19 protein-coding genes and 1 pseudogene are annotated in these 22,908 nt (G+C 40.8%); 15 read left to right on the top strand and 5 right to left on the bottom strand.

The window, feature by feature from the left end; translation table 11 throughout:
- The first annotated feature begins 5 nt into the window (after window positions 1-5).
- Both L0B70_RS04930 and L0B70_RS04925 read left to right on the top strand, forming a co-directional pair.
- A complete protein-coding gene (locus L0B70_RS04930) occupies window positions 6-1,559 on the top strand; it encodes a sensor histidine kinase KdpD (protein ID WP_235143182.1) in 1,554 nt (517 codons plus the stop codon).
- A 77-nt stretch (window positions 1,560-1,636) separates the two neighbouring features.
- Window positions 1,637-2,323, top strand: a complete 687-nt coding sequence (locus L0B70_RS04925; RefSeq protein WP_235143181.1) for a response regulator transcription factor — start codon at window positions 1,637-1,639, stop codon at window positions 2,321-2,323.
- Between the two features lie 65 nt (window positions 2,324-2,388).
- Here L0B70_RS04925 and L0B70_RS04920 read toward each other — a convergent pair whose 3' ends face one another.
- The gene (locus L0B70_RS04920) at window positions 2,389-2,934 is read right to left on the bottom strand and encodes an SPOR domain-containing protein (protein WP_235143180.1); all 546 of its coding nucleotides are present in this window, start codon (window positions 2,932-2,934) and stop codon (window positions 2,389-2,391) included.
- 186 nt (window positions 2,935-3,120) lie between these two features.
- Between L0B70_RS04920 and L0B70_RS04915 the strand changes: the two genes are divergently transcribed.
- The 12 genes and pseudogenes from L0B70_RS04915 to L0B70_RS04860 all read left to right on the top strand — a co-directional run bounded on the left by L0B70_RS04915 (window position 3,121) and on the right by L0B70_RS04860 (window position 17,796).
- Window positions 3,121-4,485: a c-type cytochrome gene (locus tag L0B70_RS04915; protein WP_235143179.1), complete on the top strand. Its 1,365-nt coding sequence runs from the start codon at window positions 3,121-3,123 to the stop codon at window positions 4,483-4,485.
- A gap of 22 nt (window positions 4,486-4,507) precedes the next feature.
- Window positions 4,508-7,603 (top strand): TAT-variant-translocated molybdopterin oxidoreductase, encoded by a 3,096-nt coding sequence (locus tag L0B70_RS04910; protein ID WP_235143178.1) that lies wholly within the window; start codon window positions 4,508-4,510, stop codon window positions 7,601-7,603.
- Between the two features lie 18 nt (window positions 7,604-7,621).
- Window positions 7,622-9,021 (top strand): annotated as a pseudogene (gene nrfD / locus L0B70_RS04905) (NrfD/PsrC family molybdoenzyme membrane anchor subunit).
- Window positions 9,008-9,529: a DUF3341 domain-containing protein gene (locus tag L0B70_RS04900; protein WP_235143177.1), complete on the top strand. Its 522-nt coding sequence runs from the start codon at window positions 9,008-9,010 to the stop codon at window positions 9,527-9,529. The pseudogene nrfD and the gene L0B70_RS04900 overlap by 14 nt, the downstream one beginning before the upstream one ends.
- Window positions 9,530-9,533: 4 nt before the next feature.
- Window positions 9,534-10,268, top strand: coding sequence for a cytochrome c (locus L0B70_RS04895; RefSeq protein ID WP_235143553.1), 735 nt, complete (start codon window positions 9,534-9,536; stop codon window positions 10,266-10,268).
- 13 nt (window positions 10,269-10,281) lie between these two features.
- Entirely contained in the window at window positions 10,282-11,613 is a 1,332-nt protein-coding gene (locus L0B70_RS04890; protein ID WP_235143176.1) for a quinol:cytochrome C oxidoreductase, read from the top strand.
- Between the two features lie 78 nt (window positions 11,614-11,691).
- The gene (locus L0B70_RS04885; protein ID WP_235143175.1) at window positions 11,692-12,849 is read left to right on the top strand and encodes a hypothetical protein; all 1,158 of its coding nucleotides are present in this window, start codon (window positions 11,692-11,694) and stop codon (window positions 12,847-12,849) included.
- A gap of 1 nt (window position 12,850) precedes the next feature.
- Window positions 12,851-13,387 (top strand): adenine phosphoribosyltransferase, encoded by a 537-nt coding sequence (locus L0B70_RS04880; RefSeq protein ID WP_235143174.1) that lies wholly within the window; start codon window positions 12,851-12,853, stop codon window positions 13,385-13,387.
- 136 nt (window positions 13,388-13,523) lie between these two features.
- Window positions 13,524-14,234 (top strand): tetratricopeptide repeat protein, encoded by a 711-nt coding sequence (locus L0B70_RS04875; RefSeq protein WP_235143173.1) that lies wholly within the window; start codon window positions 13,524-13,526, stop codon window positions 14,232-14,234.
- Between the two features lie 16 nt (window positions 14,235-14,250).
- Window positions 14,251-14,769 (top strand): 6,7-dimethyl-8-ribityllumazine synthase, encoded by a 519-nt coding sequence (gene ribH / locus L0B70_RS04870; RefSeq protein WP_235143172.1) that lies wholly within the window; start codon window positions 14,251-14,253, stop codon window positions 14,767-14,769.
- Window positions 14,770-14,815: 46 nt separating this feature from the next.
- Window positions 14,816-16,894: an LTA synthase family protein gene (locus L0B70_RS04865; RefSeq protein WP_235143171.1), complete on the top strand. Its 2,079-nt coding sequence runs from the start codon at window positions 14,816-14,818 to the stop codon at window positions 16,892-16,894.
- 47 nt (window positions 16,895-16,941) lie between these two features.
- Entirely contained in the window at window positions 16,942-17,796 is an 855-nt protein-coding gene (locus L0B70_RS04860; protein ID WP_235143170.1) for a neutral zinc metallopeptidase, read from the top strand.
- Window positions 17,797-17,908: 112 nt separating this feature from the next.
- Here L0B70_RS04860 and L0B70_RS04855 read toward each other — a convergent pair whose 3' ends face one another.
- From L0B70_RS04855 to L0B70_RS04845, 3 genes are all read right to left on the bottom strand, one after another.
- The gene (locus L0B70_RS04855) at window positions 17,909-18,151 is read right to left on the bottom strand and encodes a YtxH domain-containing protein (protein WP_235143169.1); all 243 of its coding nucleotides are present in this window, start codon (window positions 18,149-18,151) and stop codon (window positions 17,909-17,911) included.
- A gap of 220 nt (window positions 18,152-18,371) precedes the next feature.
- Complete coding sequence (gene pruA, locus L0B70_RS04850; protein ID WP_235143168.1) at window positions 18,372-19,997, bottom strand: L-glutamate gamma-semialdehyde dehydrogenase; 1,626 nt, start codon at window positions 19,995-19,997, stop codon at window positions 18,372-18,374.
- An 85-nt stretch (window positions 19,998-20,082) separates the two neighbouring features.
- Window positions 20,083-20,733 (bottom strand): metal-dependent transcriptional regulator, encoded by a 651-nt coding sequence (locus L0B70_RS04845; protein WP_235143167.1) that lies wholly within the window; start codon window positions 20,731-20,733, stop codon window positions 20,083-20,085.
- Window positions 20,734-20,984: 251 nt separating this feature from the next.
- On the opposite strand from L0B70_RS04845, the gene L0B70_RS04840 reads away from it, so the two are divergent.
- Window positions 20,985-22,016 (top strand): low specificity L-threonine aldolase, encoded by a 1,032-nt coding sequence (locus L0B70_RS04840; protein WP_235143166.1) that lies wholly within the window; start codon window positions 20,985-20,987, stop codon window positions 22,014-22,016.
- 57 nt (window positions 22,017-22,073) lie between these two features.
- Here the strand turns inward: L0B70_RS04840 and L0B70_RS04835 are convergent, their stop codons facing one another.
- Window positions 22,074-22,883 carry an enoyl-ACP reductase gene (locus L0B70_RS04835; protein ID WP_235143165.1) on the bottom strand — a complete coding sequence of 270 codons (810 nt, stop codon included), beginning with the start codon at window positions 22,881-22,883 and terminating at the stop codon, window positions 22,074-22,076.
- Window positions 22,884-22,908: the final 25 nt, after the last annotated feature.

Here is a 22,908-nt window from a genome sequence, read left to right as displayed (position 1 = left end):
TAAAAATGAACAATAAGTTTATTCCGTTTATTTCAGTATTGATGACGATCTCCATGATCGTTTTCGTGTCTCTGCAGTTATACTGGATTAGGGAATTGTATTCTGCTTTAAATCAGGATTTTTCCAATAAAGTCTATTCAGCTCTGGAATCTTCGGCTCTTAAAACACAGGAAATGGAGGTGGAGAAATACCTGAACCAGGATTACCGAAACTTTGCGAAAAATGTGGTTGACAGCAGCAATCAGCCGACTCAAACCTACATTCAGCAAAATTCGGACTCGGCGAATAAAATGACCATTACCTTCCAGAAAAGCATTGTCGAAAACCAAAACTTCCCTATTTCCCAGAAGGGCGACAGCATCAAGTTCACGAAGCTTTATACCGATGAAGGAATTCTGAAGATAAAAAAGGCGCCCAATACCGCGGAGCCTTTAACCGCGCAACTGAGCAAGGACATCAACAACAATACGTATGCGCTGCGACAATTTGCAAAATTAAGTGCCTCGAATCTTCCCATTGAGCAGCGCGTGCAGGGCAAAATACTGGATTCCATCCTGGCGAAAGAGTTGAGCCTAAATGGCCTGAATACCAGTTTCGGTTTCGCGGTGATGGATAAAAAAAGTGCAGTGACCAAGGTCTCGAACGCGATTTATGAGGATCAAAAAGATAAAAATAATTACACCTATCCTTTATTCACCGATAATAAGGATCGAACGCTTTACACGTTGGCTGTCGTTTTCCCGCGGAAAGATTATTCTCTGGCGAAAAATAATTTACCCATGCTTTTGGGAACTTTCATGTCGTTACTAACGATCTTGGGCATCTATATTATTTCCATCAATTATATGATGAAGCAGAAAAAAATTGCGGAGGTTAAAACAGACTTCATCAATAACATGTCGCACGAGTTTAAGACGCCTTTAGCCACAATTTCAGTCGCCACCGATTCTTTAGCCAACGACAAAATAGCGACGAACCCCAATAAAGTGAAATATTATTCGGCCCTCATCAAACAGGAAAACCTGCGCATGAAGCACCAGGTGGAAAATGTGCTGAACATGAGTAAGTTGGAACGCAATGAGGTGAAATTATTTTTAAAGGAAACTGATGTCCGCTCTTTAATTAAAAGAATTACCGAATCTTTTGGTTTGATTGTGGCACAGCGCAACGGAACCTTAACGCAGGAATTCAATACTGAGCAGTACACCTTTAAAATTGATGAGTTTCACATCTCTAATGCCTTGGTGAATTTGCTGGACAATGCAAACAAATATTCCCCCGAAACACCAGAAATTAAAGTAAAAACCCGTAATGAAGGCAATTGGTATGTCGTTGAAATTTCGGATAAAGGAATGGGGATGGAAACAGACAATAAAGTTCGGATCTTCGAGAAATTTTTCCGCGAGGAAACCGGAAATATTCATAATGTGAAAGGGCAGGGACTCGGCTTGTCTTATGTGAAAAAAATAATAGAACTGCACAAAGGGGTCGTAATCGTAGATTCCCAAAAAGATAAAGGCAGCACGTTTACGATAAAATTACCCATGAATCAGGGTTAACGTTAAGTTGATCACTAATAAAAAGAAAAGGTAAAGGGAAACTTTTAACCGATAATAAAATTAAACCAAATAAAATTATGAGTAACAGGATCTTGTTAGTAGAAGACGACCAAAGTTTTGGTGCTGTTTTAAAGGATTATTTAACCATTAATAATTTTGAAGTTAATCTCGCGACCGATGGGGAGCAGGGTTTGAAAGAGTTTACAGAAAACGAATTCGACATCTGTATTTTCGATGTGATGATGCCGAAAAAGGACGGTTTCAGTTTGGCTGAAGACGTAAAAAGGATCGATAAAAACATCCCGATTATATTTTTAACGGCGCGAAATATGCGCGAAGACATCTTGAAAGGTTACCAGCTGGGTGCTGATGATTATATTACAAAACCTTTTGATACAGAGCTTTTGCTTTATAAAATTAAAGCCATCCTGCAAAGAAGTGCCGTTTTGGAAGACGACGAGCAGGAGCAGTTCAAGATCAGTAATATTTACTTTGATTCGATGTTGAGGCAGTTAAAAGTGAACGATAACGAATATAAACTTTCTCCAAAAGAAAACGAGTTGCTGAAGTTGCTTTGCATGCACAGAAATGATTTTATGCCCCGGGATCTGGCTTTGAGAAAGATCTGGAAGAAAGAAAACTATTTTACCGCCAGAAGTATGGATGTTTACATCGCCAAATTGAGAAAATTACTGCGCGAAGATGATGGTTTGGAGATCATTAATGTTCACGGGGAAGGTTTCCGTTTGTTGGTGAAAAACTAGATTAACGAATATACAGAAAAGCAAAAAGCTCCGAATTTCGGAGCTTTTAATATTTGATCGGACAGTTATTTTGCTTCAACGCAAAACACTCGGTACTGTATGGAGACTGCCGATTTAAAATATTGTTTAATTTTGGATAAATCTGAGGCGGCGCTTTGTTTCGTTAAGTAACTTCCGGCCATCACTTTATAATTGGGTCGTAAAGAAGCGTCGATCTCGACTTTCATATTTGGGAATCTTCTGCGGAAAAACATGCCAACCTCTCTGGCTTCCTCATTGCTTTTTACTACCGCCAACTGAATTTTATATCCCATAATGCGGGGATTTCTTCGGCAAATCTCGGCGCGGCTCAGTTCCCTCTCCGGAATTGTAATTTTTGGCGTCGATTTGGGGGAATCGTCGCTGCCACCATTCCACGCAGGTGTAGAATTGTTCGCAAGATTGGTGGAGCATTTCTCTTCCATATTCACCAATAGATCATCGATTTTTTTGTCCATCGTCATAGATAAAGGAGTTCCGGAAATCGTGTCGTTCTTTACAACCTGTTGGGCGTCAATCGCATTAATTGCAAAAAGCGCGAGGGTGGCAAATATTTTAAGAATATATTTCATCAATATTTATTTTGGGCAAATTTATAACAAATAAAAATTATAGCAACATTTGTAATTTAGAATAGTTACAAATTACCGCCACTCACGAATTGCTCTGTGTTTGTGTTGTTAATTTTCTGTTAAATGTGCTATTTTTGCCAAGTTAAAAGTAAACACATTACAATTTACTAACCCAAGATTTTATAAATGATTAGTTGGAGAAAGCATTACAAAAGAGGTCTTATCGCAATAGGTTTGTTGCTGTCGACCAGTGCTTCTATTTACGCTCAGGGAGATGCAAAAAACGGTGAAAAGCTTTTCAAGGCTAACTGTACCGCATGTCACGCTTTAGATAAGCAACTTGTAGGGCCTGCACTTGGAGGCGTTGTAGACAAGGTAAAAACAGAGCAAAATTTAGACACAGATTGGTTACATAAGTGGATAAAAGACAATAAAGCACTACGGGCTTCGGGCGACAAGTATGCCAATGAAATTTTCGAAAAGTTCAACAAAACAGAAATGCTTGCGTTTCCGAATCTTACCGATAAGGATATTGACGACATTTTAGAATACACCACTAATCCACCAGCAGCCGAGCCTGCAGCGGACGCCGCGGGAGCTTCTACCGATACAAATTCTGTTGCAGCGCTTGAAGAAGCACAACGTAACTCCATGAATTCGAAAGTGATTTTGATTTCGTTGATTGCCATCGGTGGTCTTCTGTTCTGGTTGCTGTTGAAATTGCGACAACTTGTAAAACTTCAGCAAAACGAAGAATTAGCCGGCGTTAACGCTGAAAAAGCAATTTCCTTCGGAGATCTTTACAGAAAATACAGTTTCGTTGGGAAAGGCCTTTTGGTGGTACTCGCTGTTTTTGCAGCCTACGGAATCTGGAATTCCCTCATGTGGATCGGTGTCTACAAAGGCTACAAACCGGAGCAACCCATTTACTTCTCCCACAAGATTCACGCAGGAGAAAATAAAATCGACTGTCAGCTTTGCCACTCTTCCGCAAAATATGGCAAGGTTTCCGAAATCCCATCCATGAATGTTTGTATGAACTGTCACCGAAATATTTCTGAATACAACGGAAAATATATGGAGCCAGGAAAAGACAAAGCTTTCTACGACGGCGAAATTCAAAAAATTTATGCGGCCACAGGGTGGGACGCAGCCTCACAAAAATATACCGGAAAAACGCAGCCGGTTGAATGGACCAGAATTCACAATATGCCGGATTTTGTGTACTTCAATCACTCACAACACGTTGTTGCCGGCGAGCAGGCCATTATAAGTTCTTTCAACCAGAAAAATCCTACGGCCAAAATCGATGTAGTTTGTAAAGCCTGTCACGGCCAAGTCGACACCATGAATGTGGTGCACATGGCAAACGACTTTACAATGGGCTGGTGTATCGAATGTCACAGAACGACGGAAGTTGATATGACTAACGGTTATAATAAAGAGTACTTTAAAAATCTACACGAGAAGTTGAAAAAACAATACGGTTCAGGAACCAAGATTACGGTAGATGCGATTGGCGGTCTTGAGTGTGGTAAATGTCATTATTAATAACAAAAAATTAGAAGTATCAATGGCTTCAAATAAAATACAATTCAGAAGTATTCACGAACTGAAAGATCCGAGCTTAAACGGTAAGCTGGCTCTTAAAGAATTTCAGAACGAAATTCCGGTGGACGAATTATTAGCCGACGAAAAATCGAATGATTCTGGAACTTCACGAAGAGATTTCCTAAAACTTTTAGGGTTTTCTACAGCGGCAGTAACTTTGGCTGCGTGTGAAGCACCGGTCATCAAAACAATTCCGTATGTGGTAAAACCGCACGAAATTATTCCCGGAATTCCTAATTATTATGCCACCACTTACTTTGATGGTCATGATTTTGCCAGCGTTTTAGTAAAAACAAGAGAAGGGCGACCTATAAAAATTGAGCCGAATCCTTTGGCAAAAGAACTGGGCAAAACAAATGCCCGCGCGCAGGCAGCTGTGTTGTCTTTGTATGACAACGATAAAGTAAAACAACCTAAACTGGACGGAAAAGACGAAACTTTTGATAAAGTGGATGATTTCGTTTTAAAAGGTTTATCCGAAGCTCAGGCGGCCGGTAAACGAATTGTTGTTTTATCGCACTCATTTCCTTCACCAACCTTCAAAAAATTATTCGGCGAGTTCAAGGCCAAATATCCAACTGCGGAATTAGTTACTTACGACGCAATTCCTCATACTGCTGCTTTAGATGCAGCGCAGGAAGTTTTCGGACAAAGAGCTCTTCCCGTTTACGATTTATCGAAAACACAACTGGTTGTTTCTTTTCAGGCTGATTTCTTAGGCGATTACAGTGGAGCTTCCCTTGAAACTTCTTATGCGGTTGCGAGAAAGCCGGGTCCGAATATGATGAGACATATCCAGATCGAATCGAACATGTCTTTAACCGGAGCAAATGCCGATACAAGAGTTCAGTTAAAGCCAAGTGCGGTTAACAAAGTTCTTATCGAAGTTTATAATGGTCTTAACGGTGGTGCTACAAGCAAAGAAGCCGCGGAAATTGTAAAAGAATTACAGGCAAAAGGAAGCAACGCTGTTGTATTCGGCGACGGGTCGAAAGGCGCGTATGTTTTAGCCCATTTAATCAATCAAAAATTAGCCTCAAATGCTTTAACAGGAAAAGCAAGTTTCCTTAAAGAGTTTGACGGCGCAAGATATCAGGAATTTTTAAGTTGGATGAATTCCGGGCAGGTTGGCGTTTTAATCGCGAACAACGTGAACCCGATTTACTCCAGCAACAGAGGCGAGGATTTTAAAAAATCTTTAGCAAAAGTTCCGTACGTTATCGCCGTAACAGATAAGAAAAACGACCTCTATAAAGCGGCGAAAGCGGTAATTCCGGTCGCCAACTGGTTAGAATCTTGGGGCGATATGACTCCGCAGACCGGTGTGTATACTTTGATGCAGCCTACCATTCAAAAGATCTTTAAGTCCAGACAGATTGAAGATTCCTTACTGGTTTGGATGAACGGAAAAGGAAATCCTGCGAACAACTATTACGATTATTTAAAAGCAAATGCTGCCACAATGATTGGCGGTACAAGTTTCAATAAAGCCCTGTACAATGGTGTGATGGAAGGTGGTAACACCACCGGACTTTCTTATGCAGGCGGTAACGCACAACAGGCGATTACAGAATTAGGAGCCTTCAAAGCTTCGGATTTAGAATTATCTTTATATACGAAAACCGCAATCGGCGACGGAACTCAGGCGAACAACCCTTGGTTGCAGGAATTACCAGATCCAATTACAAGATTAACGTGGGATAATTATTTGACGGTCTCTCCTTCAGATGCAAAAAAACTAGGTTTAGAAAACGACCTTAATGCGAGAATGCAGTTGGGTGGTTCTGTTGTTAACGTAACAGTAAACGGAATTACCTTAAAAGATGTTCCCATATATATTCAGCCAGGACAGGCTGATGGCTCTTTAGGTCTCGCTTTAGGATATGGTAAAAAATTATCCGGTAAAGTAGCGGAAACCGGAGTGAATGCTTATCCTTTATTTGATGGGTTAAATTCAGTTTTATCCAATGTAAAAATTGAAAAAACGGGCGAAGATCACGAATTTGCGGGAATGCAGCTTCAAAATACCTTGATGGGTCGTTACGAGATCGCGAGAGAAGTTCCTTTGGATACTTTCTTAAATGTAACATTTGACGACGAGAAATTAGGTTGGAACAAGCCTTTGGAATATCATACCATCAACGGAGCAATGCCCGCAGGCAAGATTGACCTTTGGGATGCCTTCGATGATGCCGACGGTCCTCACTTTAATTTATCAGTAGATTTAAATTCATGTACAGGTTGTGGCGCTTGCGTTATCGCTTGTCAGGCAGAAAATAATGTTCCTGTTGTCGGGAAAGATGAAGTAAGAATGTCCCGCGATATGTTCTGGTTAAGAATTGACCGTTACTACTCTACAGATATCCCTGCTGATGTTGATACGAACAAAGACAGCAAACTATCTCAGGAAGAAGCCATTGCGGCAGACCTGAATGTTCCGGGAATGTATGGTCATTTTCTTGATAAGGAAAGCGGTATCTTAAATCACCCGGCGAATAACCCCGATGTTATTTTCCAGCCGGTAATGTGTCAGCACTGTAACCACGCGCCTTGTGAAACTGTTTGTCCGGTAGCGGCGACTTCACACGGTAAGCAGGGGCAAAATCAAATGGCTTATAACAGATGTATCGGTACAAGATATTGTGCGAACAACTGTCCGTATAAAGTTAGAAGATTCAACTGGTTTACTTATAACCTGAACGATAAGTTCGACTTCAATCAAAATAATGATTTAGGAAGAATGGTTTTAAACCCCGATGTTGTTGTAAGAACTCGTGGGGTAATGGAAAAATGTTCGATGTGTATGCAAATGACTCAGAACACTATTTTGGAAGCGAAGAAAGACGGACGAGTTGTAAAAGACGGCGAATTCTCTACTGCATGTGTTAACGCATGTCCTACGGGAGCCTTTACTTTTGGAGATATGAACGATAAGACTTCCAAAGTAAGAGCGCTTTACAGCACGAACAGACGATATACTTTGCTGGAAGAAATTGGTACGAAGCCAAACGTTTTCTACCACACCAAAGTAAGAAACAGAAAAGAAAATAACGTTTAAATAATAAATAGGTAAAAGATGTCAGGACACTACGAAGCTCCGATAAGGGAACCTTTAATTATTGGTCATAAGACTTATCACGATATCTCAGAAGATATCGCAAGACCTATCGAGGAAAGAGCAGGAAAATTATGGTGGGTTTCCTTTTGGATCGCCTTAGCCCTTTTCCTTTATGGATTCGGTTGTATCGCTTATACCATTGGTACCGGTATTGGTGCATGGGGACTAAACAGGACCAACAACTGGGGATGGGATATTACCAATTTCGTTTGGTGGGTAGGGATCGGTCACGCCGGAACCTTAATCTCTGCGGTACTCTTGTTATTTAGACAAAGATGGAGAATGTCCGTTAACCGTTCTGCGGAGGCGATGACGATTTTTGCCGTTGTTCAGGCAGCGATTTTCCCTGTAATTCACATGGGTAGAGTTTGGGTAGGATACTGGGTTTTCCCTCTACCAAATCAATTTGGATCTTTATGGACTAACTTTAACTCTCCTTTACTTTGGGACGTATTTGCAATCTCAACCTATTTCTCCGTATCAACCGTATTTTGGTTTATGGGGTTAATTCCTGACTTTGCGATGATCCGTGACCGTGCAAAAACACCATGGACGAAAAGAATCTACACCTTCCTTGCTTTTGGATGGGGTGGTAAAGCAAAACACTGGCAGCGTTTCGAAGAATTATCCTTGGTATTGGCCGGTTTGGCGACGCCTTTGGTATTCTCCGTACACACCACGGTATCCTTTGACTTTGCAACATCGGTTATCAAAGGATGGCACTCCACAATCTATCCGCCGTACTTTGTTGCCGGCGCAGTTTTCTCCGGATTTGCAATGGTACAAACCTTATTGTTAGTAGCAAGAAAAGTTTGTCACCTTGAAGATTATATTACCATGTATCACATCGAAATCATGAATATCGTCATCATCATCACCGGTGGTATGGTAACAGTGGCGTATGGTACAGAGTATTTCATCGGCTGGTATTCAGGTTCCAGATACGAAGATTTCACCTATCTTTCTCCAGGTGCAGCAACCGGTCCTTACTGGTGGGCGTTCTGGGCATTGATTACCTGTAATTTAATTGTTCCTGCATTATTCTGGTTCAAAAAAGTAAGAACAAATATTATCGCAACCTTTATTATTGCCTTAATTATTAATATCGGGATGTGGTTCGAAAGGTTTGATATTATCGTAATCAATATTTCCCGCGATTATTTACCAAGTTCGTGGACGATGTTTAAACCCTCGATTATTGACGTTGGAGTGTTCTTAGGAACAATAGGATTTTTGGAGTACTGTTTTTATTATACGCAAGAACGTTCCCTGTAATTGCACAGGCAGAATTGAAGACTATTTTGAAAATATCAGGTGAAACTTATAAAGCAAAAGAAGAAGAAGATGAGCACCACTAAAAAAGTATTTGGTATTTATGCCGACGATGACGATTTGTTAAACGGTGTACACGCTTTTAATGACAAAGGAATTGCGATTAACGAAGTCTATACTCCGTTTCCGGTTCACGGTCTGGACAAAGCTTTAGGTTTAAGAAAAACAAGAATCTCAGATGCTGCTTTTATTTACGCAGTATACGGATTAACAATAGGAACTTTGGTTACCTGGTATACTATGAACCATGACTGGCCGCAGAATATTGGGGGTAAACCGGCTTTCGACTGGGCACACAACATGCCGGCATTCGTGGTTCCAATGTTCGAACTGATGGTTTTCTGCGCAGCTCACATGATGTCGCTTACTTTTTTGATAAGAAATAAAATGTATCCGGGATGCCCGCCTCAAAACCCAGATCCGAGAACTACGGATGATAAATTCATGATGGAATTTTTAACTGACGACGTTGATGCAGTTAAACAAATCCTGATGGATACCGGAGTTGAAGAAATAACTGTAAAAGATGCGTAAAATGATGACAAAGAATATAATTAAAATTACAGCAGTCTTAGGCTTTGCAGCATTTTCCTTAAGTTCTTGTAGCAAAGAAAATCCACCTTTGGTTTATTTTCCCGATATGTATTTTCCGGTCGCGTATGATCCTTTAATGAAAGCAAGCGACGCTTATTCTGACCGTGAAAACGAAATCCCTGCATTTGTTAAGAACAACGGCGCCACAGGATTAGGTCCTGTTAACGGTACCGTTGCTCAAAATAAAGATGGCGTTGATGATATGGCGATGAACACTGCGATGGCTCCCGACGAATACAACGGAGGCTACGACGCTTCAAAATTAATCGCTTCAGCACCGTTAAATTCGGCTAATCAGGCCAAAGATATCGAAAGAGGTAAAGGCTTGTACGATAAAACATGTGCCGCCTGCCACGGAACTGGTGGAGACGGGCAAGGTCCTATCGTAGTAAGTGGAGCTTATTCCGGTGTACCAAAATATGCGGACAGAGACATTACGGTTGGGTCGGTACATTACGTCCTTACCAACGGAAGAAACGCAATGGGTTCCTACGCGGGACAGCTAACACCTGGTGACCGATGGAGAGTTGCAATGTATGTAATGAGTGCCTTTAAAGGAGGAATGAATCCTGCAGCAGCACCCGCATCAGCTACAACAGATACCGCCACAGCTCCGTCATCCGCCGAGCCTGCCTCCGGAAGCGCCACAGCAAGTGTAACGACTAGTCCTAAAAAATAAAAAGTATTAAAAAATGTATAGTTTTTCACCTAAATTAAGATTATATTCAATCATATTCATCGTTCTGGGATTAGTGCTTTTCGGAGCAGGTTATTTGATGAACCACGGGATGGATGATGCCCGAATTGAACATATGATGGAGGCAGCGCATGCCGGCGGAAATCACGCTCCTGCCAATTCAAGTGAAATGGTGGGTCCGCAGGATCATGCGGCACATTTGGAACACGCAAAACTCCAGGTTCATAATCAGCCTCTGGCAGCCATTCATACGGTAGCCGTATTTTTGTTTGCGCTCAGCTGTTGTGCCCTCTTTTTCTACAGCATTCAAAATGCTTCGCATGCGGGTTGGTCGATTATTATTTTACGGGTGATGGAGGCTGTAGCTTCGTTCATTCCCTATGCCGGCGCACTTGTTGTGATTCTTATGGTTTTAAATATTACGCACGTAGGTCATATTTTCCATTGGATGGATCCCGAATTAACCACACAAGGAGATAAAAATTTCGATCCTATTCTTTTCGAAAAGAAGCGATTTCTAAATATTCCTTTTTACGCAATCCGAACCTTAATTTATGTGCTTGGAGCCTCATTCTTCGCCTGGAAACTGAAATCTCTTTCCAAAAAAGTAGATGAAACCAAAAGCAGAAAAGACTACGCGAACTATTACAGCTGGAACATCGGCTATATCGCTTTCTTCGGGTTTGCTTCTGCAGCCTGGGCTTGGGATTGGTTAATGAGTATTGATCCGCACTGGTATTCTACCATGTATATCTGGTATGCTATGGTAAGTGCATGGGCCTCCTCTTTAGCAGTAATTATACTCATCTGTGTTTATTTAAAGAAAAAAGGAATTCTTCCGCAGTTTAACGATAATCACCTGCACGACCTTGGGGTTTACCTGTTCGCTTTAAGTATGCTTTGGACGTATACCTTCTTTGCGCAGTTTATGTTATATTGGTATGCCAACGTTCCGGAAGAGGTAAATTATTTCTTTGGCCGCTTCCAGTATTACAAAAGTATCTTCTTTATTATTTTGATAATGAACTTCTTAACGCCGTTAGCGGTTATGGTAAGTTCCAGCATCAAAAGAAATTATACCGTAGTATCTGTGATGGCAGTAATCGTAATCTGCGGACAGTTATTGGTGTATTTCAATATGGTAATGCCCGGAACTGTTGGTCCGTTCTGGAAGACTCCGGAAGTATTATTACTAAACGTCGGTTCCATTCTATTTGGATTAGGATCATTTATATTTGTGGTTTTAACCGCACTTTCGAAATTACAACTCATTCCTGTGGGAAATCCTTTCTTGAAGGAATCGAAAATATACGAATATCCGTTCTAAACAGGACCACCTATTCTTTCAATTTATAATCCCGGCGCTATGTCGGGATTTTTGTTAAATTTGTATAAACCACCAATTATGAAACGAGTTTTGTTTTTACTGCTTTTTGGCTTTATTGTACTGTCCTGCAAAAAGGATCACGTCGATGCAACCACAACCCGCACGTTGCAGTCCAGCATTAACGATATGGCGTCCAGTTTAAATACTTTGCAGCAGGTAAAATTTAATGAGGCACTGTATATTCTGAAAACTTTTGGCGTCGAGGCGGAAGGTGATGAAAGCGAACTCAAAGCTTTAGGAAAAATTATTAACGGCAAAAAAGTACCGGATATTTTGGTGCTCGCAGATCAGGTTGCACAAAAAAACGGCATCGAGTGGACCAGTACCGGTCCGCCGTCTTTAGGAGAAATGAATATTTTTGGCAATGACCTTGCAAAAGAATCAGATCCGAACGACATTTCCGCGAGTTCATTAAACATTGCGGCGAACCCGATGGCGGTTGACAGCATTTTAGGTCCGAAATCTTTGCAAATTGTGCCGCGACTCGTAGATGCATCAGGCAAAGCGATTGCGTTTTCTGGCGCTGGTTTAGAAGCGGTTCTCGAAGTTTTCAGCAATGGCAACCGGATCCTGACTTCAAAAAATTTAATGCAGGACAATAATTTCAAAGGTTTTAATTTGAGATTTGCCTCGCTGCCCGCCCAAAAAATAGTCGATAATAAAATCGACATCACCGTTTCGGTTAAAACCACAAAAAAAACATTCAAAATGTCGAAAATCGGTGTAGTTGTTAATCCAAAGGCTCTTTTGATGCCTGCGGGAAATCCTGCCGAGAATCCGGCCAATGTAACCGTGGAAGATCCAACCTTAAATCCAGCGGTAACCACGCCGGATGCGGCAACACCAACCGTCGCGGCTTCCGGAGATCCCAAAAACAGCGTAACTCGTTTTTTAAACAGTCTGAGTACGCAGAACTTGAAAGGGGCCTACGATACCGCCGACAATCCGAACTGGGGTTCTTATGAGAATTTCTCTAATCCTACTTCCGGATTTGGCGGTGTGAAAAGCATCAACGTGAAAAATATATCCACTACCAGCTCCACGGCAAACGCTGCCAGCGTAAACGCAACCTACGATGTAACCGATAAATCCGGCAAAACAACTGCTTTGCAGGTTACATTTGGTTTAAAAAATATAAACGGCGAGTGGAAGATCGCGAGTTACAAAATCAACTAATATGAGCCACCCCGACCTTATCCGTCAACTGGAAAATACCATTGAGAATATTGCGGATTTTCCGAAACCGGGAATTCAGTTCAAAGACATCACGCCTATCTTTCTCAATCCTAAATTGTACGAAGACGTCATCGAAGACCTCGCGAATTTCAGCCGTGGCAAAGTTGACGCCGTTTGTGGCATCGAAAGTCGCGGGTATCTTTTTGGTATTGCCATTGCCGTCGCGCTACAAGTACCTTTCATACTTATTCGAAAAAAGGGGAAATTGCCGCCACCCTTCGTTGCGCAAAAATACGATCTCGAATACGGATCTTCCGAAATTGAAATGCGAACAGGACAGATAAAACCCGGACAAAGAATTCTGGTTCACGACGATCTTTTGGCAACCGGCGGGACAACCGAAGCTGCGGCCAGGCTGGTTGAAAAACAGGGCGCAATCGTTTCGCAGTTCAGTTTCCTAATTGCGTTAAAAGCGCTGAACGGCGATCAAAGATTGCAACCCTTTAACGCCGAAATTTATTCTCTTCTAAACTATTAAATACATATAAACGCTTTTATATGAAGCGATTATTTAACTGATTGGACCGTAAATTTTAAAAAAAATGTTTTTTCAGACATAATTTTGTAAATCGTTCAAAAACAGTTAAATTTGCACTTCAATTTTTATTAAAATTATGGCAAAACAAGCATCGCACACGAGCAAAAAAGAGATGGAAGGGAAGGAAACTGTAGAGGTTTTCAAAGACCTGGACCGAGGTGCACTGGATACTGAAAGGTTTGTGGAGAAACACGCAAAAACGCTAATGATTGTTTTCGGCGCGTTGGTTTTGGCAGTATTGGGCTATTTTGCTTATCAACAATTTTATGTTGGACCAAGAAATGAAGAGGCGACGCTAAGTTATCTTGCTGCGCAGAAAAATCTGGCAGACGGGAAAGACGAACTGGCTTTAGGTGGGAAAACTGCTGCAAATCCAGGCTATGTAGGAACTTACAACGATTATTCCGAAACCAAAGTTGGAAAACTTTCCGCGTACAACGCTGGCCTTTTGAAATTTAAAGAAGGGAAATACCAGGAAGCGTACGATTTACTGGATAAATTTTCCTCTAAAAATGACGTTTTAATGGCATTGAAATATGGCGCAATGGCAGATTGCCAGGCAAATCTTAATAAAGATGACGACGCGCTGTCGCTTTTAGATAAAGCCACTTCCGCTTCAGACGATCCTTATACTTCTTACTATTTTACAAGAAAAGCCGGATTGGTTGCTTTGGCCTTGAAAAAGAAGGCAGAAGCTAAAAAATACTTCTCCACCATCGACGAAAAATATCAGGATTACGATAACGGTATGTCCGATTCCTATATCGAAATGGTAAAATATTACTAAACAAAAATAACATAAAATGGCAACTGTAAATCTTTCAGATTACAAACCATTACAAATTAATGATGCCGGTTCTTTTAGAATTGGCATCGTTGTTTCAGAATGGAATGATTTTGTAACCCATAATCTCCGCGATGGCGCGCTGGAAGTGCTTAAAGCAGAAGGCGTAAGCGAAAAAAACATCAAAATTTTTAAAGTGCCCGGCGCTTTTGAGCTCAATTATGCCTCCATGCAGTTGTGTAAAGAGGGAATTTTCGATGCTGTTATCGCCATCGGATGTGTAATTCGGGGCGAAACGCCGCATTTCGATTATGTGTGTTCCGCGGTTGCACAAGGCATTAAGGACTGCAATATTTTAACAGATGTACCTACAATTTTTTGTCTTTTAACCGATGATACCAAGGAACAGTCCATCGCGAGAAGCGGCGGAAGTCTTGGCAATAAAGGAATTGAAGCCGGCGTCACCGCTTTGCAGATGATCGACTTCAAAAAAAATCTTTCCGAAAGAAAGGCATATATCGGTTTTGGTACTTTGTAAATCTTTTGAACGTTTCTCGCCCGGCATATCGATTAAAAGTTAAAAAATGGACATCAAAAAAATTAAACCGTTTCTCTACCTCGGAATTTTCTATCTGTTTATTTCCCTTATTTTAAGAGTTATATTCTTCTTTCATCCCATTACCAATGCCAGTTTCGGCTTTTTTGAAGTCATTAAAATCGTAGCGGTGGGTTTGCTCACCGATATCTTGGTTTTTGTTTTGGCGAGCAGCATTTTGGCTTTGTACTTTCTCTTTCTTTCCAATTCCAAATACAAAAAACCTTACGGTTATATTATTTTCGGCCTCTTCGCCCTGGCTTTTATATACACGGCATTTGTCCCCGGAAATATTTTCAGACAGTATGGCGGTGCTTTTCCAAAAATAGCCATGTCTTTTATCGGGCTAAAAACCGTGCTTTTCGGTTTGATGCTTTTCCTGCCCCTGCAAAGAATTAGAATCCGTAACGTTCTGTATTTTATCACTTTATTTCTTTATGTGATGGCGATTATTTTTAATGGCGTCAGCGAATATTTTTTCTGGAATGAGTTCGGTGTCCGTTACAATTTTATCGCCGTTGATTATTTAATTTATACGAATGAGGTCATCGGCAACATTATGGAAAGTTATCCCATTATTCCGCTGTTTTCAGCGATTTTAGGATTAACGTTAGCGGTGACGTGGGTGATTTATAAAAAGACAAAAAATGAACTTCTAACGCTGCCAAGCTTCAGGCAGAAATTGATTCTTCTCAGTACGTTCATTCTTTTATGTAGAATTAGTTTGCTTGTGGTTCCGAAATTAGATGCTTTAAAATCGGAAAACACGTTTTCGGAACAGATTCAGGCAAATGGATTACCGAAATTTTATCATGCTTTCACCCATAACGAACTCGATTTTTTTCAGTTTTATCCTACCTTAAATCAGGAAGTTGCGGAAAAAACATTTTTAAAACAGTTTAATCCACCAACATTAAGAAGAACTATAATTTCTTCAAATCCCGAAACCCGCAAAAATGTAGTTTTAATTTCCATTGAAAGTCTGTCTGCAGAATATCTTGCGCACTACGGAAATACGAAAAACATAACGCCGTTTCTGGACAGTTTAGCCGACAAATCGTTGATGTTTACGAATGTTTATGCAACGGGAAACCGAACCGTACGCGGTTTGGAAGCCTTAACGCTATGTATCCCGCCCACCGCCGGAGAAAGCATCATCAAAAGAGAAAACAATAAAAATAAGTTTACAACAGGAAGCGTCTTTAAATCAAAGGGCTACGACGTGAAATTCCTCTACGGCGGTTACAGCTACTTCGATAATATGGAGGATTTCTACAAAGGAAACGGATACGATATTGTGGACCGAAATAATTTTATCCCGAAAGAAATAAGTTTTTCAAACGTTTGGGGCGTGGCTGATGAAGATATGGCAAAAAAGGCCATTCAGGTGATGAATGCTGAAGCAAAGTCCGGAAAACCCTTCTTCAACCATTGGATGACGGTGTCGAACCACCGTCCGTTTACCTATCCCGAAGGTAAAATCGATATTCCCGGCGATGCGAAATCCCGCGATGGCGGTGTGAAATACACTGATTATTCGTTGCGGAAGTTCTTCGAAATGGCGAAAAAGCAGAGTTGGTACCCAAATACTGTTTTTGTAATTATATCGGATCATTGTGCGTCCAGTGCGGGAAAGACGGAACTTCCAATGGATAAATACCGGATTCCTGCGATGATTTTTTCTGAAGGCTTTATCGCGCCACAGCAGTTTAATCAACTGATGTCCCAGATTGATGTGATGCCCACGCTGTTTGGCCTTTTGAATTTTAACTACGAATCTCAGTTCTTGGGTCAGGATGTTTTCACAGAAAATTTTCAGCCCAAAGCCTACGTAGCAACCTATCAGGATTTGGGTTTGATTAAAGATAATTATCTCACCATAATTTCGCCCACAAGAAAAGTAAAACAATATTCTTTGACATTACAAAAATCTGATTTGCCCGATAATTTTAAACTTTTCTATGATGAAACGCTGCTTCAAAAAAATACCGGCTATTTAGTTAATGAAACGGTTTCTGCCTACCAGTCGACGAGTTATTGGCTGAAAGAAAACAAGTTAAACAAATAAAAATTTTCGTAATTTTAATTCTAAATAAAAAAACAAAAATATTCAGTATGAAATGGACAAATAACAGAAGCGGAAACGTTGATGACCGGCGCGGAAGTGGCGGTGGTGGCGGAATGATGGTGGGCGGCGGTCTTGGTACCCTTATCATAGCTGCGATTATATTTTTTCTGGGTGGTGATCCCTCGGCCATTCTTTCTTCAGGATCGGGCCCTGCACAACAGACCGAACAACGCGATCTAACGGCGGCCGAATTAAAAGTAAGCGATTTTGTCTCCATGGTCACCGCGGAGACCGAAAGAACCTGGACGAAAGTTTTTCAGGAAAACGGCATGCAGTACCGCGCACCGAAGGTTGTAATGTTTGAAAACGCAACGCAGTCGGGCTGTGGTCCTGCCCAGGCGGCAATGGGACCTTTCTACTGTCCGGCGGATCAAACGGTGTATATGGATATGAGTTTCTTTAAAGAGCTCGAACAGCGCTTCGGCGCCAAAGTCACGGAGTTTTCCATTGCATACGTTATGGCGCACGAAATTGGTCACCATGTGCAAACCTTACTGGGCACAACTCAGAAAGTGGATCAGTTACGCGCGAGCGGCAGATATTCGGAAGCAGAAATGAACAGGGTTTCTGTAGCAACCGAACTTCAGGCAGATTTTTATGCAGGATTGTGGGCGAAACAAACCGATAACCGCGAGCAGTTTCTGGAGCCGGGAGATATCGAATCTGCAATTTCGGCAGCCGAAGCAGTTGGCGATGATAATATTCAGAAACGTTCTCAGGGTTATGTGAATCAGGAGGGCTTTACGCACGGCAGTTCGGCACAAAGAAGAGACTGGTTTATGAAAGGATACAACACGGGAGATATTCGCCAGGGCGATACTTTTGACGCATTACTTAAATAATTAATTTCCCTTATAAAAATGTAATTCCCGAAATTTTTCGGGAATTTTTGCTGTAAAAAAGCCGTAGCGTTTAAAACGTTACGGCTTACTTAATTATATAAAAAGATAATTTTTAGTTTTGATTTGCAGAATTCTCTACGGATGTCGACGCCTGATCAACTTTGTTTTGAACCTGAGAAGCAACATCTGAAGCTTTTGATTTTAAATCGCTTCCAAATTTACTGAAGTTGTCTTTCGCTGTATTCAAAGTATCTTTTACGGCTTGTTTTTCTTCTGCTGTAGAATTTTTATATTTCCACCATGCTAATGCTCCAAGTCCTAATAAAGCTAAAAGTCCATTTTTTTTAGTGCTCATAATTTTAAGTTTTAAGTGTTTTTGAAAAATTTAAATTGATACGTTCTTAATGGTAAAAAACGTGCCACAGATTTATTTTAAAACATAAAATTATGTTAAAAGGAGTGATTTTCACTTTATGTTGAAGTAGTGCAGATTCCTCTTTTATGATTAAGATCTGTTTCAGACGTAAAAAACTCTGCCTAAATGGGCAGAGTTAGATTTAGATTTTATCAAGATTCTATCCTAAATACGGATATTTGTAATCTTTTGGAGACACGAAAGTTTCTTTAATACTTCGTACAGAAACCCATCTCATCAAATTCATTTTAGAACCGGCTTTATCATTGGTTCCCGATGCCCGGGCGCCACCGAAAGGCTGCTGTCCTACCACTGCGCCAGTTGGTTTGTCGTTGATGTAGAAGTTTCCGGCTGCATTTTCCAAAGCTTTGTAAGCTTCATCAATCGCATACCGATCTTGGGCGAAAACAGCTCCCGTTAAGGAATATGGAGATGTTTCATCTACCAATTTCAATGTTTCTTTCCAGTCCTGATCTTCGTAAACGTAAACCGAAAGAATGGGTCCGAAAATTTCTTCCGTCATAGACTCATATTTTGGGTTGGTTGTTAAAATAACCGTCGGTTCTACAAACCAGCCTTTTGTGTCGTCACATTTTCCGCCAAATAAAATTTCGGCATCTGCGGATTTTTCTGCTCTTTCAATATAACCTTTACATTTTTCGAAAGAATTTTTGTCGATAACTGCGTTTACGAAGTTGGAAGGATCTTCCGGACTTCCCATTTTTACGGTTTTCAACTGGGCTTCCATTACTGCTTTCACGTCGTTCCAAATGGATTTCGGAATATAGGCTCTTGAAGCTGCGGAACATTTTTGTCCCTGATATTCGAATGATCCTCTAACCAAACCAGTAGCCACGGCTTCAACATTTGCGGAAGGATGCGCCACTACAAAATCTTTTCCGCCGGTTTCGCCCACAATTCTAGGATAGGTTTTATACTGATGGATGTTGTCACCGATCATCTTCCACATTCCCTGGAAAACTTTTGTGGAACCTGTAAAATGGAGACCTGCAAAGTCCGGATGCGACATTACTTTTTCTGCGGTATCTTTTCCGTCTGTAAATATCATATTGATGACGCCGGCAGGTAAACCCGCTTCAATAAGGGCTTCCATAATAACTTTTGCAGAAAGAACCTGCTTGTCAGACGGTTTCCAAACCACCACATTTCCCATCATCGCCATACAAGTTGGAAGGTTTCCGGCGATCGCCGTAAAGTTAAATGGTGTTACCGCAAAACAAAAACCTTCTAAAGGTCGGTACTCAGAGCGGTTCCAGATTCCACTGTCGGAAACCGGCTGTTCGCTATACATTTCCGTCATAAATTCAACATTGAAGCGGAGGAAATCGATAAATTCGCAGGCTGCATCAATTTCTGCCTGATGAACATTTTTACTCTGCCCAATCATCGTGGCTGCATTTAAACGGTCGCGGTATGGTCCCGCGATGAGATCAGCCGCTTTCAGGAAAATAGCAGCACGGTGTTCCCACCCTATATTGTTCCAGTTTTCTTTCGCTGCGAGCGCAGAAATGATGGCATCGTCAACATTTTCCATGGTTCCTTTGTAGTAAAAACCCAGATCATGTTGGTGATCCTGCGGAGAACTGATGGCCACTTTACTATCACTTTTTACTTCCTTGCCATTGATGATCATAGGAATTTCCGCCTTCTCTTTCCACATCTTTTTGTAGGTGGAAATTAAGGATTTTACTTCATCGGAGCCTGGTTCATAAGTTCTTACCGGCTCGTTGACTGCATAAGGAACTTGCGAAATCGCTTTTGACATATTTTTATTCTTTATTAATTATTTTGTGAATGTTACAAAGTTAAGGCAATTAAGGCAATGTGCCAAAATTCCATTTTGCGTTGATTTATGGTTTAACAAGAATTTTTTCGCAGACTACTTTGCTGAGGATTTTTCTTACTCCATCGACGTTGACGGTCATCGACGAATCATATTTTTCGATTTCCAGAATTTCGATCTTTTTACCGAGCTCCAGATTTTTGACGTTCAGGAAGCTCAGAAAATCGTCATCAGATATCGTTACCGCAGTGAAAACCACTTGATCTCCAACTTTACAAGCACTTAATTTTTTTAAATGCAAGGCGATAATATTGCCTTCTTTATCGGGAATCGGTTCGCCATGCGGATCGAACTTAGGATAGTTCAAGATTTCGTCCATTTTATCAAAAAACATATCAGATTGTATATGCTCTACCTGTTCCGCGATTTCATGGACGTTTTCCCACCCAAAATTCATTTTTTCCACCAGAAACATTTCCGTAAGGCGGTGTTTGCGTACGACCAGGGCTGCCTGGGTTTTGCCCGAATCTGTGATTTTAAGAGGTTTGTAACTTTCGTAGATTACCCATTTCTTCTCCGCAAACTTCTTCATCATGTTATTTACACTGGGCATTTTTACATTCAGAAACTTGCTCAATTCGTTGATGGTTACGGTACTTTCTTCATTAATTAAATGGAAAATTGCTTTAAGATAATTTTCTTCTGTAAGTGAGATCATAAAAGATAGATTAAAAACCGTACAAATCTAACATTTATATCACACAAAAGAAAACTCATCCAAAAAAGGATGAGTTCGCAATTAAAATAAAAATTGAGTATGAAGAATAAAGAGAGAACTGAAAATAAAAAGTGGCTATTAGTTTTTTCTGACTTCTGTACCTCAAAGATGATCATATTAGCGCTGTAAAGGCTGGGTTATTTCAACGTATTTTCCGTGGTCCTTTCACGTTTTTTTTCTATTTTTATTTCATGAAATTTTCCTTTAAAAACGACTATTCCGAAGGTTGCCATCCCAGAATTTTGCAGGCGCTGGCCGAAACAAATTTAATGCAGCAGAATGGCTACGGACTCGACGATTATTGTCTGCAGGCGGAGGACATCATCCGGAAAAAAATCAACAATAAAAACGCTAAAATTTATTTTGTCTCGGGCGGTACTCAGGCTAATTTGATTGTGATTTCCGCTTTTTTGCGGCCGCACGAAAGTGTGATCGCTGCCGAAACCGGTCATATCTTCACCAACGAAACCGGCGCCATCGAAGCGACGGGTCATAAGGTGCACGGCGTACCCACATCGGATGGGAAACTAACTGTAAACCACATTCAGGAAGTTTTAGACCATCATCAAAATAAACCCCATCAGCTAAAACAAAAATTGGTCTACATTTCAAATTCCACGGAAGTCGGAACAATTTATTCCAAGGACGAGCTGCAGCGCTTATCAAGCTTTTGCAGGGAGCACAATCTTTTTCTTTTTATGGATGGTGCGCGTTTGGGAAATGCATTAAGCGCAGAGACCAATGATGTAAACCTGGAAGACGTTGCCCGACTTTGCGATGCTTTTTATTTAGGCGGAACTAAAAACGGCGCGTTAATCGGAGAAGCGATTGTAATTAATAATCCTGCGCTTCAGGAGGAATTTGGATTTCACATGAAACAAAAAGGTGCGCTCCTCGCCAAAGGCCGGTTTCTCGGAATTCAGTTTCAAGAACTTTTAAAAGATGAACTTTATTTTGATCTGGCTAAAACCGCGAACACGCAGGCAATGAAAATAAAAAAAGTTTTCGGCGAGCAAGGTTTTCATTTCCTTGCCGAAACCTTTACCAATCAAATTTTTCCGATTTTAAAAAATTCAGAAATAGAAAAACTGAGCCGAAATTTTGATTTTTATGTGTGGAAAAAAATAGACGCAGAAAATTCAGCCATCCGTCTGATTACGTCCTGGGCGACAAAAGATGATGTGGTGGAGGAATTTATACGGGAGGTGAAAAATTTAAAATAAAAAAATTCGTCCACTTTTAAAAGGGACGAATTTTATATAATGATGTAAAATTATGTACTACAAATCTTCGAATTTTTCTACAATTTTCTGAGAAACTCCCGTCTTGCTGAATCCACCGTCGTGAAAGAGATTTTGCATCGTCACTTTTCGGGTAAGGTCAGAGAAGAGGCTCACACAATAATTGGCACAGTCTACCGCATCTGCGTTCCCTAAGGGAGACATGCTGTCTGCAAAATTAAAGAATCCACTGATGCCTTTTACACCGGCACCTGCTTTTGTTAAGACTGGAGACTGAGAGATGGTGTTAACGCGAACTTTTCGGTCGCCCCAATAATATCCGAAACTGCGCGCAATGCTTTCGAGGTAGGATTTGTTATCGGCCATATCGCCATAATTCGGGAAAGTTCTTTGAGCTGCAATATAAGTTAGCGCCAGGATGGATCCCCATTCGTTCATAATGTCTTTATCCCAGGCCGTTTTCATTACTTTATGGAAGGAAACTGAGGAAACGTCCCAACCTTTTTCCAGGAAGTCATAGTTCAGATCGGTGTAGGTTTTACCCTTTCGAATATTTACAGACATGCCGATGGAATGCATAATAAAATCAATTTTACCGTATTTTTCCTGCGCATGGGCGAAAAGTTTTTCCAGATCTTCCATCGAGGTGGCATCAGCGGGAATAACATCCGAACCTGTCTTCTTTGCAAGTTCATCAATTTCTCCCATTCTCATTGCAATTGGAGCATTAGAAAGAATAAATTCTGCACCTTCTTCGTGGCATCTTTCAGCAACTTTCCAGGCGATAGACTGATCGTTTAAAGCACCGAAGATGATTCCTTTTTTGCCTTTTAGTAATCCGTACGACATAATTATAAATTTAGTTGAGACAAAT

The organism is Kaistella sp. 97-N-M2 (assembly GCF_021513235.1).
GTDB lineage: Bacteria > Bacteroidota > Bacteroidia > Flavobacteriales > Weeksellaceae > Kaistella.
This window is presented reverse-complemented; position numbering and strand designations above follow the sequence as displayed.